The sequence below is a fragment of the Alcaligenes sp. WGS1538 genome, assembly GCF_043187505.1.
Lineage (GTDB): Bacteria > Pseudomonadota > Gammaproteobacteria > Burkholderiales > Burkholderiaceae_B > Alcaligenes.
The window spans coordinates 1,217,241-1,233,151 of sequence record NZ_CP171109.1 but is presented as its reverse complement, the minus strand read 5'-3'; the positions used below and the strand labels follow the sequence as shown (position 1 = coordinate 1,233,151).

Annotated in this window: 9 protein-coding genes and 2 rRNA genes; 4 read left to right on the top strand and 7 right to left on the bottom strand. The window is 62.8% G+C overall.

The window, feature by feature from the left end:
* The first annotated feature begins 165 nt into the window (after positions 1-165).
* The 3 genes from ACF3ND_RS05685 to ACF3ND_RS05675 all read left to right on the top strand — a co-directional run bounded on the left by ACF3ND_RS05685 (position 166) and on the right by ACF3ND_RS05675 (position 4,999).
* Positions 166-3,201, top strand: coding sequence for a S8 family serine peptidase (locus ACF3ND_RS05685; RefSeq protein ID WP_394065076.1), 3,036 nt, complete (start codon positions 166-168; stop codon positions 3,199-3,201).
* Between the two features lie 148 nt (positions 3,202-3,349).
* Positions 3,350-3,700 carry a VOC family protein gene (locus ACF3ND_RS05680; protein ID WP_394065074.1) on the top strand — a complete coding sequence of 117 codons (351 nt, stop codon included), beginning with the start codon at positions 3,350-3,352 and terminating at the stop codon, positions 3,698-3,700.
* 192 nt (positions 3,701-3,892) lie between these two features.
* On the top strand, positions 3,893-4,999 hold the full coding sequence (locus tag ACF3ND_RS05675) for an isopenicillin N synthase family dioxygenase (protein ID WP_394065072.1): 1,107 nt from the start codon (positions 3,893-3,895) through the stop codon (positions 4,997-4,999).
* Here the strand turns inward: ACF3ND_RS05675 and glcF are convergent.
* From glcF to glcD, 3 genes are read right to left on the bottom strand one after another with little or no spacing between them, the layout of a single operon-like run.
* Positions 4,996-6,225 carry a glycolate oxidase subunit GlcF gene (glcF, locus tag ACF3ND_RS05670; RefSeq protein WP_394065070.1) on the bottom strand — a complete coding sequence of 410 codons (1,230 nt, stop codon included), beginning with the start codon at positions 6,223-6,225 and terminating at the stop codon, positions 4,996-4,998. The genes ACF3ND_RS05675 and glcF overlap by 4 nt on opposite strands.
* Positions 6,210-7,301 carry a glycolate oxidase subunit GlcE gene (gene glcE, locus ACF3ND_RS05665; protein ID WP_394065068.1) on the bottom strand — a complete coding sequence of 364 codons (1,092 nt, stop codon included), beginning with the start codon at positions 7,299-7,301 and terminating at the stop codon, positions 6,210-6,212. Before glcE ends, glcF begins: the two co-directional genes overlap by 16 nt.
* Positions 7,301-8,800: a glycolate oxidase subunit GlcD gene (glcD, locus tag ACF3ND_RS05660; RefSeq protein WP_394065066.1), complete on the bottom strand. Its 1,500-nt coding sequence runs from the start codon at positions 8,798-8,800 to the stop codon at positions 7,301-7,303. The genes glcE and glcD overlap by 1 nt, the downstream gene beginning before the upstream one ends.
* A 193-nt stretch (positions 8,801-8,993) precedes the next feature.
* Between glcD and glcC the strand changes: the two genes are divergently transcribed.
* Entirely contained in the window at positions 8,994-9,758 is a 765-nt protein-coding gene (gene glcC / locus ACF3ND_RS05655; RefSeq protein WP_394065064.1) for a transcriptional regulator GlcC, read from the top strand.
* A 71-nt stretch (positions 9,759-9,829) separates the two neighbouring features.
* Here the strand turns inward: glcC and ACF3ND_RS05650 are convergent, their stop codons facing one another.
* From ACF3ND_RS05650 to ACF3ND_RS05635, 4 genes are all read right to left on the bottom strand, one after another.
* Positions 9,830-10,552, bottom strand: a complete 723-nt coding sequence (locus tag ACF3ND_RS05650) for an alpha/beta hydrolase family protein (protein ID WP_394065062.1) — start codon at positions 10,550-10,552, stop codon at positions 9,830-9,832.
* A gap of 43 nt (positions 10,553-10,595) precedes the next feature.
* Positions 10,596-12,176, bottom strand: coding sequence for a phytoene desaturase family protein (locus tag ACF3ND_RS05645; RefSeq protein ID WP_394065060.1), 1,581 nt, complete (start codon positions 12,174-12,176; stop codon positions 10,596-10,598).
* Between the two features lie 413 nt (positions 12,177-12,589).
* Positions 12,590-12,702, bottom strand: a 5S ribosomal RNA gene (gene rrf / locus ACF3ND_RS05640).
* A 181-nt stretch (positions 12,703-12,883) separates the two neighbouring features.
* Positions 12,884-15,765 (bottom strand): 23S ribosomal RNA (locus tag ACF3ND_RS05635).
* Positions 15,766-15,911 lie beyond the last annotated feature (146 nt).

Genomic DNA, 15,911 nt, shown 5'->3' with positions numbered 1-15,911 from the left:
ACGAAGCATTTACGCCAACCCTTGCGGGTTGGCGTCGTTGTTTTCAGCATTACAAAAAAAAACAAATGCGGCTGTTGCTCTTATTAAACACCGATGCCGACCGTAAAACGGTACTCTTTTCCAGCCTGTGCAACAGGCTGCAAAACCAGATCATGAGGGGAGTCCGTGGGAACAAAAGCAAACGGCCGGGGCACGCGTCGCGCCTGGCATAAAGAACAGACAAAGGCCAATGGGAAGTTCAAGCTGAACGCACTGGCCGGCGTCCTGGCCTGCCTGTGCGCGGGTCCTCTGATGGCCCAGAACAATAGTCCAGACTCTTTCATCACGCCCGAGTTCATGGCCGCTCACACACTGCTGGACATACGCGCCCAGTACGCCTACGCCAAGGGCTACACCGGACAGGGCGTGCTGATCGCCGTGGTGGACGACGGACTGGATATCCACCACCCCGAATTCGCCGGCCGGGTCTCGCCCCATATGGCCAACTTCCTGACCAAGGGTGGCCCTTCCTACGTCGGCCGTCTGCCCGGCGACAAGACGTTCAGTCACGGCACGCACGTGGCCGGCATCGCCGCCGCCGCTCGCGACGGCCAGGGCATGCATGGCGTCGCCTATGATGCGCAGGTCCTGCCCTTGCGCACCCTGGGGCCGGCCGACCCCCAAGCCAATGCCGAAGCTGAAGCATTCAAGCGCGCCATCGCTCAAGGCGCCGGCGTGCTCAATGGCAGTTACGGTCCCTCCTCCTATCCGCCAGCCATGCTCGAGGATCCCGAAACTGGGGAAAAAACGCCCAATCCACATTACCGGGTCATCAATTTCCTGCCCGTGGTGTCGAACATCGAAGCCGACTATGAGGCTGTCCTGAGCGCAGCGAATGCCGACATCGTCATGGTGTTTGCAGCCGGCAATGAATACGGCGAACAGCCGATTTCCAGCTCCTCTCCCAGCGGCAACGCCCTGCTGCCGGCGCTGACGCCCGAGAACACCCGGAAAGGCTGGTACCGCTTCCTTGTCAATGAAGACGACCCCAATATCGACCTCAACAATCCGGATACCTGGGTTGTGAACGACGTCAATGATCCTGATCTGCTCGAGCTGGACTACTCCAATCTGCAAGGGACATTGATCGCCGTGGTGGCCGTCGACCGGAACGGGGACATAAGCAGCTACAGCAATCGCTGCGGGTATGCGCAACTGTGGTGCATCGCGGCTCCCGGCGGCGACGCTCCGACAGCCGGCTACGCCCCCAAGGACTCATTGATCTTCTCCACCATGCCGGACGGCGGGTACGGTTACATGGCGGGCACGTCCATGGCGGCCCCTGTCGTCAGCGGAGCGGCCGCCGTATTGCGCCAGGCTTTCCCTTACATGACGGCGCGGCAGATCATCGAGGTACTGCTCACCTCGGCCAACAACCGCGACAAGAACTGGGGAGACCGCGACATCTACGGCTGGGGCATGCTGGACCTGGGACGCGCCGTGGGCGGCCCGGTGCAATTGGGCGCCGAAGGGTTCCCAGAAATATTCCATGCCGACACCAAAGGGTTCGATTCCGTCTGGAGCAACGACATCAGCGGCAAAGGCGGCCTGATCAAATCCGGCTCGGGCCAGCTCGTGCTGAGCGGCGCCAACACCTATCAGGGCGCCACCAAGGTGGCGGCCGGCAAGCTCACCGTGAACGGAACACTGCGCCATTCGGACCTCACTGTCGAGCGCGATGGCGCCCTGGGCGGCACCGGCACCCTCGGCAATGTGACGGCCGCGGGTACGGTGCAGCCCGGCAACTCCATCGGTACCTTGACCGTGGAAGGCGACTATACGCAGATGGCCGGCTCCACGCTCGAGATCGAAATGGATCCCAATGGACGCTCCGATGTGTTGAACGTCCACGGCACCGCGGACATTCAGGGCGGCGAACTGAAGGTGCTGGGCCTGACGGCCGGTGCGCTGGATCGCGACATTTCCTTCCTGACCGCCGCCCGCCTGGGCGATGGCGGCGGCTTCGACAATGCCGCCAGGCTGGGGCTGCCGTACATAGACATGACGGTGCAGCAGGCCGATACGTCGTTCGCAACGACCAGCCTGCAGCTGACAGTCCGACGCAGCAGCCTGCCATTCGCCGCACTGGCGGCAAACGGCAATCAGACCGCGGTGGCCCACGCCATCGAACAACAGGGCCGCAGCGGCCTCGAGTACGGCCAAGCCCTGCTGCTGCCCGACGCCCAGGCGGCCGGCCGCCTGTACGGCCAGCTCTCCGGGGAAATCCACGCCTCGACCCTGTCGGCGCTGATCGACACGAGCGGTCTTTTGCGACAGGCGACCCTGGGCAGGCTGGCCCATGCCGATGTAGGCTTCACGAACGCGACGCCCTCGTCATCCGCTCCCTATGGAGCCTGGGCGCGCGTGCTGGGAAGCTGGGGCGCCCTGGGCGCCAGCGACGAGGCCTCGCGCATGACCCGCTCCATAGGCGGCATGATGTTCGGCGCCGACACCCGCATCGGCGCGGCAGGCCGCGCCGGACTGGCGGGCGCATTGACACGCTCCTCCTACGGAACCGCTGCCATGGGATCAGCCAAGGCGGACGGCTACCATCTCATGGCCTACGCCAGCACCGCGCAGGGCCCCTGGTCCCTGCGCGGCGGCGCTTCCTACTCGTGGTACGACATCACCACCCAGCGCCAGATCGACTACCAGGGAATGGGCAGGCAGCAGGCCGATTACCAGGCCAGTTCGACTCAGGTTTTCACGGAAGTCGCCTACACCCGCCAATGGGAAGCTGCGGCACTGGAGCCCTACGCGAATCTGGCGCAGGTCTGGACCCGCAGGGGAAGCCTGGCGGAAGACGGCGCGGCGGGTGCGCTGCAGGGTGATTCGCAGCGCCATTCCACGGCCTTCTCCACCTTGGGATTGCGGGGACGGTATGATTTTTCCCGGACAGCGGAGCGGCAAGTGGCCGCCACGGCGGGCCTGGGCTGGCGCCACCTGATCGGCAAGAATGCGCCCGGCAGCGAGTTGCGATTCGCTTCCGGCCCCGGCTTCAGCATCAGCGGCGCTCCCATGGCCCGCGACGCTCTGCTGGCCGAGGCAGGCATCGAATTGACCACCAGCCGCAATAGCCGCTTGAGCCTGCTGTACACCGGCCAGTTCGCTGGCGACACGCGGGACCACGGCGTCCAGGCCAGGGCAAGCTGGCAGTTCTGACGCTTGTCCTTGCCGGCAAGCAGGAAACCCAGGCCTGGAATCCTGCTTGCCCCAAGACCGCCCCTGAGCCTTGCCTGGCGGCAACTGCCGCCTGCGGAGAGACTCGGGTTATGCTGGTCCCGTCGTCATTTGCACGAGGCTGATTGATATGAACGTCAAACGGATAGTCGCCAATATCGTTGCGCCGGACCCCTCCAGGGCGGACGCTTTTTATCACGATGTACTGGGGCTGGACGTGGTCATGGATCATGGCTGGCTTCGCACCTATGCTTGCCCGGAGAAGATGACGGTGCAGGTAAGCTTTGCAAATCAAGGCGGCTCCGATACGCCCGTCCCCGACTTGTCCATAGAAGTGGACGATCTTCAAGAGGCGCTGGAGCGCGTGCGGCGCGCCGGCATTCCCATCGAATACGGCCCAAGCCTTGAACCATGGGGAGTGCGGCGTTTCTTCCTGCGGGACCCGCTGGGCAAGCTCGTCAATATCCTCCAGCACGAATAAGACTCCGGCGGCGGGCGTGGTCATGAATGAAGTCATATATGCATAAAGAAAAAGCGTCGTAGCCCGCCTGGATGGTTTGCCCGAACATGGAAGGCGAGCGCTCGAACATGCGCCCTGAGCCCGGCTCCGGCATTGGCTCATGGCGACATGCTTCACTCGTGCGCACAGCCTTGCTTTTCTCCAGGAGCCCCCATGCCCGCGTCAACGTCCGCCGCCCTCGAAACGCCCTCAGTCCCGCAGCAGGCCGCACAAACCCGGGATCACGGGCAGGAGTCCCTGCCGGTCATCGATCTGGCCGAACTCGGCGATTCCTCGCATCACACCCCGGCCCATGCCCGCCTGGCTCGCATCGCACGCGACACAGGCTTCTTTTATCTGGAAGGGCACGGAGTCGATAGCGCCCGGATAGAGCAGATCGAAACATCGGTCCGCCGTTTCTTTGGGCTCTCCACCAGAGAAAAACAGGAGATTGCCATTGGCAATTCACGGCATTTCCGCGGCTATACCGGTGTGGGAGGCGAGATTACCCGCCTGCTGCCCGATCTGCGCGAACAGATCGACTTCGGCGAAGAGCTGCCTGCAGTCGCGCAAGCTGAAGACGCTCAGGCCTGGTGGGGATTGCAGGGTCCGAATCAATGGCCCTCAGCCCTGCCGGAACTGAAGACCGAGATCCTGGCCTGGATGGAAACCTTGCGCGGCGTGGCGACGCGCTTGCTGCATGCATTTCTCCTTGCGCTGGAACAGCCGGCAAGTGCACTGGATGCATTGATAGCCGCGCCGCGCAACCACCGCCTGAAAGTCATCCACTACCCTGACCAGGACAACATCCGGTCCGGACAGGGCGTAGGACCGCACAAGGACGGCGGCCTGCTGACCTTGTTGCTGCAAGACCAGGTCGGAGGGCTTCAAGTCCAGACGGCCCAGGGTTGGCTGGACGTGCCGCCCCGCAAGAACGCTTTTGTAGTGAACATCGGCGAGATGCTGGAACTGGCCACCAACGGCTACTTGCGCGCCAATGTGCATCGCGTGCTCTCTCCTACGACCGGCCTGAGCCGCTACTCCATCGCCTATTTCTTCTCGCCCAGCCTGCATGCGCAGCACGTCCCCTTGCTGAACCTGCCGCCCTGCTTGGCCAATCAGGCCCGCGGCCCCGAAAGCGATCCACAGAACCCCTTGTTCAGACATATAGGCACCAACGCCTTGAAGAGCCGCATCCGTTCCCATCATGATGTGGCGCAACGCTTCTATCCTGAACTGCACGCAAGGCATCAAGCGCCGGAGCCCGAGGCACAGGCCTAGGCGGGCGCCGCCAGGTGCTCATCCACCAGTTCGATCCAATGCCTGACCCGGGTGCGTCCCGCACTGTTCAAATGATTGCCGCAGGCCATATTGGCGGTGGCGATCACATCGGGCTGGCTGCTCTCCAGCGCGTCGAGCTTGCGGTCGCGCAGGCGCCGGGCAATGTCGGGCTCGGTCAGGGAATAGGTTCCCGCCGAACCGCAGCACAGATGGCCGTCCGGCACGGCGCCCAGCTCGAAGCCCAGGCGCGTCAGCACCGCCTCCACCCGCCCGCCCAGCTTCTGGGCGTGCTGCAAGGTGCACGGGCAATGGAAAGCCAGGCGGGGACGCTCCCGCGCGTCCAGGCACGTCTCCAGGGGCAGCTCCTCCAGCACCTCGACCAGATCGCGGGCCAGCTCGCTGACGCGCCGCGCCTTCTCGGCATAGACCGGATCGTCCTTGAACAGGTCTGCGTATTCCTTGACGAAGGCGCCGCAACCGCTGGCCGTCTGCACGATGGCCAGCGCCCCCTGCTCGATCTGCGGCCACCAGGCATCGATATTGCGCCTCGCCTGCTCCAGGCCCTGCTCCTGCGCGCCCAGGTGATAGGACGAGGCTCCGCAGCACCCCGCCTGCGCAATCGGCGTGACGCTGATGCCCAGCCTGTCCAGCACGCGGGCCGTGGCGGCGTTGATGGACGGCGCCATGGCCGGCTGCACGCAGCCTTCCAGCATCAGCACGCGCCACTCATGGCGCGGGGCCGGCCGGGCCGTGCTGCCGGCATCCTTTTGCGGGATTTTCTCCTTCAGGGAATCGGGCAGGAAGGGGCGCGCGGCCCGGGCCGCGCCCAGCAGCGCCTGCACGCGCCCCGGCTCCGGCAGGATCCGGGCCAGCGCCACGCGCACGGCGCGCGCCTTCAGGGGCCGCTGCACGCGCGGCTCCAGCGCGGAGCGCCCGATATCCAGCAAGGCGTGGTACTTCACGCCCGAAGGACAGGTCGTCTCGCAATTGCGGCAGCTCAGGCAACGGTCCAGATGATGCTGGGTCAGCTCGGAAGTGGCCTCCCCTTCCAGGAACATCTTGATCAGATAGATGCGCCCGCGCGGGCCGTCCAGCTCGTTGCCCTGGTCCAGGTAGGTGGGACAGGTGGCGTTGCAGAAACCGCAGTGCACGCAGGAGCGCAGAATGGCTTGCGCTTCTTCCGCACGAGGCAGTTGCCGAGCCCAGTCGGTCAGATGTGTTTGCATGTAGCCTCCGACCCGGACGCGGCGAACAGCCGGCCGGGATTGAAGATATGGGAAGGATCGAGCTGATCCTTCAAGCGGCGGTGCCAGGCCAGCAAGGATTCCGGCAGCTCGTCCTGTCCGGCGCGCGGCCCGCTCCAGCAGCGGGCATGTCCTTTCAATTCGCGCGCCTGCTCATGGATACGTTCAGGCGTGGCGTCGGATTTCAGCCAAAGCTGCGCGCCGCCCCAATCCGCCAGCATGGCGCCCGGCCAGCGCTGGGCAGGCGCGTCCACCGGCAAGGCGATGCGCCAGAGGCTGCCCGGCCCCTGGAAGAAAGACAGGCGCTGCTCGCGCAGCTCGTCCCAGTAGGACGCATCCAATGGTTCACCGCCCAGTTCCTCGCGCGCCAGGCGCACCGAGCTTTCCCCGCCCTCCAGGCGCACATGCAGGCGCCCGTCCTGCCAGGACATGGCGCTGATGGGGCGGCTCTGGTCGCGCCACTGTCGCAACAGGCCGGCCAGATCCTCATGCGCCGCGTCCAGGACCAGGCTGTGCGTGCTGCGCGGGCGGGGCAGCACTTTGAAGGAAACTTCCGTGATCACGCCCAGGCAGCCTTGCGCGCCCACCATCAGGCGGGACACATCGTAGCCGGCCACGTTCTTCATGACCTGGCCGCCAAAACGCAGATGCGTACCCAGGCCGCTGATCAGCCGGCAGCCCAGCACATAATCCCGCAAGGAACCGGACCAGGGCCGGCGCGGACCGGACAGGCCGCAAGCCATGGCGCCCCCGACCGTGGCCCGTCCGTCAAATTCGGGCGGCTCGAAAGGCAGCCATTGGCCCTGCTCCCGCAGGACGGCATCGAGCCTGGCCAAAGAGGTGCCGGCGCGCACCGTCACCACCAGCTCGGCCGGGTCGTAATCGACCACGCCTTCGTGCCCCGCCAAGCTCAAGTCCTGCCCTTGCACGGCGCGCCCCAGGAAGCCTTTGCTGTCGCCGCCGCGGATGCGCAAGGGCGTCTTGCTCGCCAGGGCGCTGCGCACCTGTTCCAGCAACTCGGCGCTCCGGTCCTGGCTCGTCTGTTCCATCGAACTCATCAGAAACGCTCCAATTCAGGAAAAGGCAGATGCCCATGATGAATGTGCATGGCGCCGAATTCGGCGCAGCGGTTCAAGGTGGGAATGTTCTTGCCGGGGTTGAGCAGGGTCTGCGGATCGAAGGCCGCCTTGACGGCATGGAAGAAACGCAGCTCGTCTTCGTTGAACTGCACGCACATCTGGTTGATCTTCTCGCGGCCCACGCCGTGCTCGCCGGTGATGGTGCCGCCCACCGCCACGCACAGTTCCAGGATCTTGCCGCCGAGCGCCTCGGCGCGCTCCAGCTCGCCCGACGCATTGGCGTCGAACAGGATCAGCGGGTGCATATTGCCGTCGCCGGCGTGAAACACATTGGCCACGCGCAGGCCGTACTCCTCGGACAGCTCGGCCGTGCGCTTCAGGACGTGGGCCAGCTGTCGCCGTGGAATGGTGCCGTCCATGCAGTAATAATCGGGCGAGATGCGGCCCACCGCCGGGAAGGCATTCTTGCGCCCGGCCCAGAAACGCTGGCGCTCCAGCTCATCGCGGGCCACGCGCACTTCCTGCGCGCCCGAATCGAACAGCACCTGCTCGACGCGCTGCACATCGTCCTGCACGTCGGCCAGCGCGCCGTCGATCTCGCACAGCAGAATGGCCTGGGCGTCCACCGGATAGCCCGCCTTGATGAAATCCTCGGCCGCCCGGATGGACATCTGGTCCATCATCTCCAGGCCGGCGGGCACGATGCCCTGCGCGATGATGCGCGCCACGGCGTCGGCCGCTTTCTCGACCTCGTCGAAACTGGCCAGCAGCACCACCGTACAGGGAGGGCGCGCCAGCAGCCGCACCGTGATCTCGGTGACGACACCCAGCATGCCTTCCGAGCCGGTGAACAGGGCCATCAAGTCAAAGCCAGGGCTGTCCAGCGCCTCCGAGCCCAGCACCAGGCGCTCGCCCGTCACGGTGATGACTTCCAGGCGCAGGATGTTGTGCACGGTCAGGCCGTACTTCAGGCAATGCACGCCGCCCGCATTCTCGGCCACATTGCCGCCGATGGAACAGGCGATCTGGGACGAAGGATCGGGCGCATAGTACAGGCCGTAGGGCTGGGCGGCCTGGGAAATGGCGATATTGCGCACGCCCGGCTGCACGCGGGCGATGCCGGCTTCCGGATCCAGGTGCAGGATGCGGTTCAGGCGCGCCATCACCAGCAAGATACCCTGCTCCAGGGGCAGCGCGCCGCCGGACAGGCCGGTGCCCGCGCCGCGTGCCACCACCGGCACGCCCATCTCGTGAGCCAGGCGCATCACCGCCTGCACCTGCCTGGCGTCGCGCGGCAGCACCACCAGCAAAGGGCGGGTGCGGTAGGCGCTCAGGCCGTCGCACTCGTAGGGCCGCAACTGTTCGTCGGTATGCAGCACATCCAGGTCCGGAATGTCGTCGCGCAGGCGGCTCAGCAGCCGCATCCTGTCGATGCGGGGCAGCACGCCGTCCAGTCGTTCGTCGTAGCGCAAGCTCATGGCGCCTCCTGTAGCTAAAGTCTCCTGAGCCGCATGGTCTGTCATGACACCGTGCTTGTCCAGTGCCCGGACAAGAGGTCAGACCAGTTTTTACCCTAAGTTATTTTCGTACTGAAAATTTTGGTCTTAAAATCAATCCATTGAAAGGCAAACAAGGCACTCCCGCCCATGGCCTCAAACTGGTCTGACCACGATGGATTCCACCTCTGCCAGCCGGCCCGCGCCCACCGCTGAACTGGTTGCGCGGCGCATCGAAACCCTGATCATGGACAGCGTGCTCAAGCCCGGCCAGGCCCTGCCCTCCGAACGCCTGCTGACGCAGCGCCTGGCGGTATCGCGCTCGGCCTTGCGCGAAGGGCTGCAATTGCTGCGGGCCCGGGGCCTGATCGAGACACGCCACGGCAAGGGCTCCTTCGTGGCCAATCTGGTCCAGTCAGCCGCCAGCAATCCGCTGGAGCATCTGCTGCAGCAGCAGGAACGCACCTTGTACGATTTGCTGGAAGTGCGCGAGCTGCTGGAAAGCGAGGCGGCCCGACTGGCCGCCTCCCGAGGCACCGAGGCCGACCACATCCTGATACGGCGCCGCTTCCAGGAACTGGAAGACCTGCACGCCCAAGACTGCGCGCCCGAGGACATCGCCCGCGCAGACCACGCCTTTCACCTGGCCATCTGCGAAGCGTCCCACAACCCCGTGCTGGTCCACATGATCAGCCTGTTCAACGAACTGATGCTGTCCACGGTGCGCGTCTCCGTGCAGCACCTGTATCCCAATCAATCGTCCAAACGCCAATTGGACCGTCAGCATGCGCGCCTGTGCGCCGCCGTCACCCAGGGCCAGCCCGACCAGGCGCGCCGGGCCGCGCGCGAGCATATCGACGGCATACGCAAGCAGCTGCGGGAGCTGGAGGCCCGACAGGAGCGGCTGGAGCACGCGCGCCAGCGCCTGAACGGCCTGTAGATCGCGGCCCATGCCCCACGCCGGGACCGGCCGGCAGGGCTGTGCGCTGCAAGCCGGACAGGACTGCCGTATCAGGACCTGTGCGCGGCCTGCTCCTGCATCCAGCGCTTGACGTCCGCCCAGTGCTCGGCGGCCGGGTCAATCATGTCCATGTGATTCAGGCCCGGCCATTCCCGATAGTCCAGATGCACGCCGCCTGCCTGGCGCACGTAGTCCCTGGAGTGCTCCACGGGCACGCGTTCGTCCTGATCGCCATGCACCAGCAAGACAGGCCAATGCAAGGGCAAGAGCGCCAATGGCGAAGCCTGCCGGTACACATCCGGGGCCTGCTCGGCCGTGGCTCCAAAAAACTCCACGGCGGCGTCCTCTCCCAGCCCCTCGCGCTGTGTGCGCGGCACATCGGTCACCGGCGACAGGGCCACCACGGCATCCTGTTCTTTTTCCGCCAGCAACACGAGTTCGCCGCCCACCGAGTGCCCGATGCCGATGCACGGGCCATCCCGGCCTTCCCAGCGAGAGCGGCACTGGCGCATGGCCAGTTGCACATCCTCCAGGATGACAGGCCATTGCCCGCCGCAGCCGCCGCGGCGGTACTCGATGTTGGCGACCGCCCAGCCGTCGGCCAGCAGATCCTGGACCATGGGGTGCATCATGCCTGCGTTGAACCGCCCGCGCCAGAATCCGCCGTGCACCAGCATGGCCAATCCCCGAACGCGACCTGCGGACGCAGACTCGAACCATTCCACTTGCTGTTCATGGCTGGCGCCATAGGACAGCAATGTCATCTCGCTCATGCTCTTGTCTCCTTGTGTGGCCAATACCCGGCCTTGTGAATGGTCAGCCCGCGAGCAGGGTCGCCAGCATGAAGCCAGAACCCGCTCCTGTGCCGGCGCCGGGCCAGGTGGAGGCGCCGCACAGATACAAACCCTTGATCGGCGTGTTGTAGCGCGAATAGCCCGTCACCGGCCGGAAGAAGAAATTCTGGTCCAGGTGGTGACTGCCCGACAGATTGTCGCCGCCGATCAGGCAGGGGTTGAACTGCTCCAGGTCCTGCGGCGACATCACATGGCTGGCCAATATCTTGGCGCGCAATCCTGGCGCGTAGCCCTCCAGAACGTCCAGCACGCGCTGCGCATAGTCCTGCTTGACCTGTGCCCAGTCCGCCGCGGGGATGCGTCCCAGGGCGTCGCCGCGCACCTGCGCCGGCAAGACCCGCACCTGGACCCACAGCACATGCCGCCCTTGCGGCGCGCGCCCCCGATCCACGGCCGTGGGCTGCCCCACCACCAGCACCGGCTCGGCCGGGAGCAGGCCCGCGGCCGCTTCGGCATAGACCCGGCTCATCATGGCCAGGTCCGGCGCCAGGTGCACGTAGGAAAAGCCCTGCAGTTCCGGCCCCGCCTTCCAGTCCGGCAAGCTGTCCAGAGCCAGATGGATCATCATGGTGCCCAGGCCGGGACGGAACTCGTCCACTTTCTGCTGATACTTGGCCGGCACGGACTGGGCGTCGACCAGGCGGCCGAACACCAGTTGGGGGTTCAGGTTGGCGATGACGGCCTTGCGCGCGCGCAGCGTCCGTCCGTCCGCCAGGACCACGACGCTGGCCCGACCGTTCTCCTGTTCTATTCGTTGCGCCGCTGCGTTCAGCAGCAGTTCACCGCCTAACTCGCGCAGCAGGCCGGTCATGGCATGGATGATGACGTCTGCCCCGCCCTTGCCGATGACCATGCCGAAGGCCTGGTTGGCCATGGACTCCAGGTAGGGGAACAAGGCCCCGCCCGCCGTGTCCGGCGTGAAGTCCACATGCAGGCCCCAGGCAGCCATCATGGCCTTCAGGGATTCGCTCTCGAAATGCCGGTCCAGAAAGTCTCGCGGCGTGGCCAGAAGCAATTGCAGCAGCTCTGCAACGCCCTCCTTGCCCAGCTCCCGCCAACTGCGCCACGCGCTCTTGGCCAGCCCCCAGGAGGGCATGGGACTGCCCAGCACGCCAAACAGATGGGGCGCCTTGCGCTGAAAATCATCCAGCATCGCCTGCCAGGCCAGCGCGTCCTTCTCGGAGACGGCGCGGATGCGCTGCAGGGTCGTCTCAAGATCCGCACTGACGCCCAGGTAGCTCTGATCACGGAACACGCTGGCAAAGCAATGCTGGGCCGGTGCAAAGGCCAGGCCGTGACGCGCCAGCGCATCCTTGTGGCGCGCATGAAAGGCCGATCCGGCGAAGGAGGACAGATTCATGGCGCAGACATCATGGCGAAAGCCGGGCAAAGTCAGCTCCCGGGTACTGACCGCGCCGCCCGCCGTATCCTTGGCTTCCGCCACCACTACTTTCCAGCCCCGGCTGGCCAGCTCCACGGCGGCCGCCAGGCCATTGTGCCCCGCCCCTATCACCACTGCATCCGCGACAACATCCGCCACCATCGACAACTCCTTTAGTTCTAAACTATTTTTAGACTATTCTACGCGTGAACGCTGGCAATTGAGAAGCGCAAACACATGCGTTCGTGCGAGCGCACGATTCTTGATGGGTGGTTTCAGGAGACTGCTTGGAGTTCAGCAGGTGACGGCAGTGCCGCACAGGGAAACCAAGGGCAAGCGCAGCAACCCGCCCCAGCGAGGGGTGGGCGTGGCGGAACATGGGATAGGCGGAGAGCGCCAGGGCATCCGAGCGGGCCGCGCCTCTTGCGGGCGAGGCGTTTGGGATGCCGCGGGCCGCGGCTCTGGCGCCCGGCCCCGACGCGCGCCGGGCCTCGAAGGCGAGGGCGCTGTTTTAGGGCGCGCGTAAAAAGCAAAACCCCCGCAAGGGTAGCTTGCGGGGGTTTTGGCGGATAAGAGCTTGACGATGACCTACTTTCACAGACGTCCGTCCACTATCATCGGCGCGAAGGCGTTTCACAGTCCTGTTCGGGATGGGAAGGCGTGGGACCACCTTGCTATGGTCGTCAAGCGTAACTGGTTGCCGGGTCGCCTTGCGAGGCGGCCTGGCCAATATGGAAGAAGCACCGCGTTCGGGATCAGTACGGATCGCGAACACGTGTCTCGAAGGGTTGGAGCGCGGGCTGCGCTGCACATTCAATATTTACGTTCTGTGGTCAACAACTTGGACTCGCTACAACCACAAGGGTTATAGGATCAAGCCACACGGGCAATTAGTACTGGTTAGCTACATGCATTACTGCACTTCCACACCCAGCCTATCAACGTCCTGGTCTCGGACGACCCTACAGGGGGGTCAAGCCCCCGGGATACCTAATCTTCAGACGAGTTTCCCGCTTAGATGCCTTCAGCGGTTATCTCTTCCGTACGTAGCTACTCGGCAATGCCATTGGCATGACAACCGATACACCAGTGGTACGTCCACTCCGGTCCTCTCGTACTAGGAGCAGGCTCCGTCAAGTATCCAACGCCCACGGCAGATAGGGACCAAACTGTCTCACGACGTTTTAAACCCAGCTCACGTACCTCTTTAAATGGCGAACAGCCATACCCTTGGGACCGGCTACAGCCCCAGGATGAGATGAGCCGACATCGAGGTGCCAAACACCGCCGTCGATATGAACTCTTGGGCGGTATCAGCCTGTTATCCCCAGAGTACCTTTTATCCGTTGAGCGATGGCCCTTCCATACAGAACCACCGGATCACTATGTCCTACTTTCGTACCTGTTCGACTTGTCAGTCTCACAGTCAAGCACGCTTATGCCATTGCACTATCAGAACGATTTCCGACCGTTCCTAGCGTACCTTCGAACTCCTCCGTTACACTTTGGGAGGAGACCGCCCCAGTCAAACTGCCCACCATGCACGGTCCCCGATCCCGATAAGGGACCTAGGTTAGAACCGCAAACAGACCAGGGTGGTATTTCAAGGATGACTCCACGCGATCTGGCGACCACGCTTCAACGTCTCCCACCTATCCTACACAGGCCGGTTCACAGTCCAATGCAAAGCTACAGTAAAGGTTCATGGGGTCTTTCCGTCTAGCCGCGGGGAGATTGCATCATCACAACCATGTCAACTTCGCTGAGTCTCAGGAGGAGACAGTGTGGCCATCGTTACGCCATTCGTGCAGGTCGGAACTTACCCGACAAGGAATTTCGCTACCTTAGGACCGTTATAGTTACGGCCGCCGTTTACCGGGGCTTCGATCAAGAGCTTGCACCCCATCACTTAACCTTCCGGCACCGGGCAGGCGTCACACCCTATACGTCCACTTTCGTGTTTGCAGAGTGCTGTGTTTTTAGTAAACAGTCGCAGCCACCGATTCACTGCGGCCTCGTCATGCTCCGTGCGCAGGCACTTCACACTACAGAGGCATACCTTCTCCCGAAGTTACGGTATCAATTTGCCGAGTTCCTTCTCCTGAGTTCTCTCAAGCGCCTTGGAATATTCATCCCGTCCACCTGTGTCGGTTTGCGGTACGGTCTCGTAGAGCTGAAGCTTAGAGGCTTTTCTTGGAACTGCTTCCAGTCAGTTTAGAGCCGAAGCTCTATTCAGTCACACCCTTGAATTACGCACCCGGATTTGCCTAAGTGCCTTCTACGATGCGCCAACGGGGACATCCAACACCCCGATGACCTTCTGCAATCCGTCCCCCCATCGCACTCTACGACGGTGCGGGAATATTAACCCGCTTCCCATCAGCTACGCATCTCTGCCTCGCCTTAGGGGCCGACTCACCCTGCGCCGATGAACGTTGCGCAGGAAACCTTGGACTTACGGCGAGGGGGCTTTTCACCCCCTTTATCGCTACTCATGTCAGCATTCTCACTTCCGATACCTCCAGCATCCCTCACAGGACACCTTCACAGGCTTACGGAACGCTCTCCTACCATGTGTACATAGTACACATCCGCAGCTTCGGTCTATGGCTTAGCCCCGTTACATCTTCCGCGCAGGACGACTCGATCAGTGAGCTATTACGCTTTCTTTAAAGGATGGCTGCTTCTAAGCCAACCTCCTGACTGTCTATGCCTTCCCACTTCGTTTCCCACTTAGCCATAGTTAGGGACCTTAGCTGGCGGTCTGGGTTGTTTCCCTCTTGAGTCCGGACGTTAGCACCCGGTGCTCTGTCTCCCACGCTGTACTTGTCGGTATTCGGAGTTTGCCATGGTTTGGTAAGTCGCTGTGACCCCCTAGCCATAACAGTGCTCTACCCCCGACAGTAATACGTGAGGCACTACCTAAATAGTTTTCGGAGAGAACCAGCTATCTCCAGGCTTGTTTAGCCTTTCACTCCGATCCACAGCTCATCCCCTAATTTTTCAACATTAGTGGGTTCGGTCCTCCAGCACGTGTTACCGTGCCTTCAACCTGGCCATGGATAGATCGCCTGGTTTCGGGTCTACACCCAGCGACTGAATCGCCCTATTCGGACTCGCTTTCGCTACGCCTCCCCTATTCGGTTAAGCTTGCCACTGAATGTAAGTCGCTGACCCATTATACAAAAGGTACGCAGTCACCCCCGAAAGGGCTCCTACTGTTTGTATGCATATGATTTCAGGATCTATTTCACTCCCCTTCCGGGGTTCTTTTCGCCTTTCCCTCACGGTACTGGTTCACTATCGGTCGATCACGAGTATTTAGCCTTGGAGGATGGTCCCCCCATATTCAGACAGGATTTCACGTGTCCCGCCCTACTTGTTCGACGCTGAGTTCCACGTCCTGGATTTCGTCTACAGGGCTATCACCTGCTACGGCTGGACTTTCCATTCCATTCGACTATCCAAGACGCTAAAACGTCCAGGCTGCTCCGGTTTCGCTCGCCACTACTTCCGGAATCTCGGTTGATTTCTTTTCCTCGAGTTACTGAGATGGTTCAGTTCACTCGGTTCGCCTCCACACACCTATGTATTCAGTGTGGGATACCGCATTGCTGCGGTGGGTTTCCCCATTCGGACATCTACGGCTCAAAGCTTGTTTGCCAGCTCCCCGTAGCTTTTCGCAGGCTACCGCGTCCTTCATCGCCTGTGATCGCCAAGGCATCCATCATATGCACTTATTCGCTTGATCCTATAACGCTTACGGCTATAGAACCGATGAGTATACGTTGTTGCCGTTCATCAATCCTTAGCTGTCATCCCATCCGAGGAAGGGACAACGTCTATATTTTTGAGAACTTGTTGAACATAAATTGTTCGTGTTGCAATCACAACCCG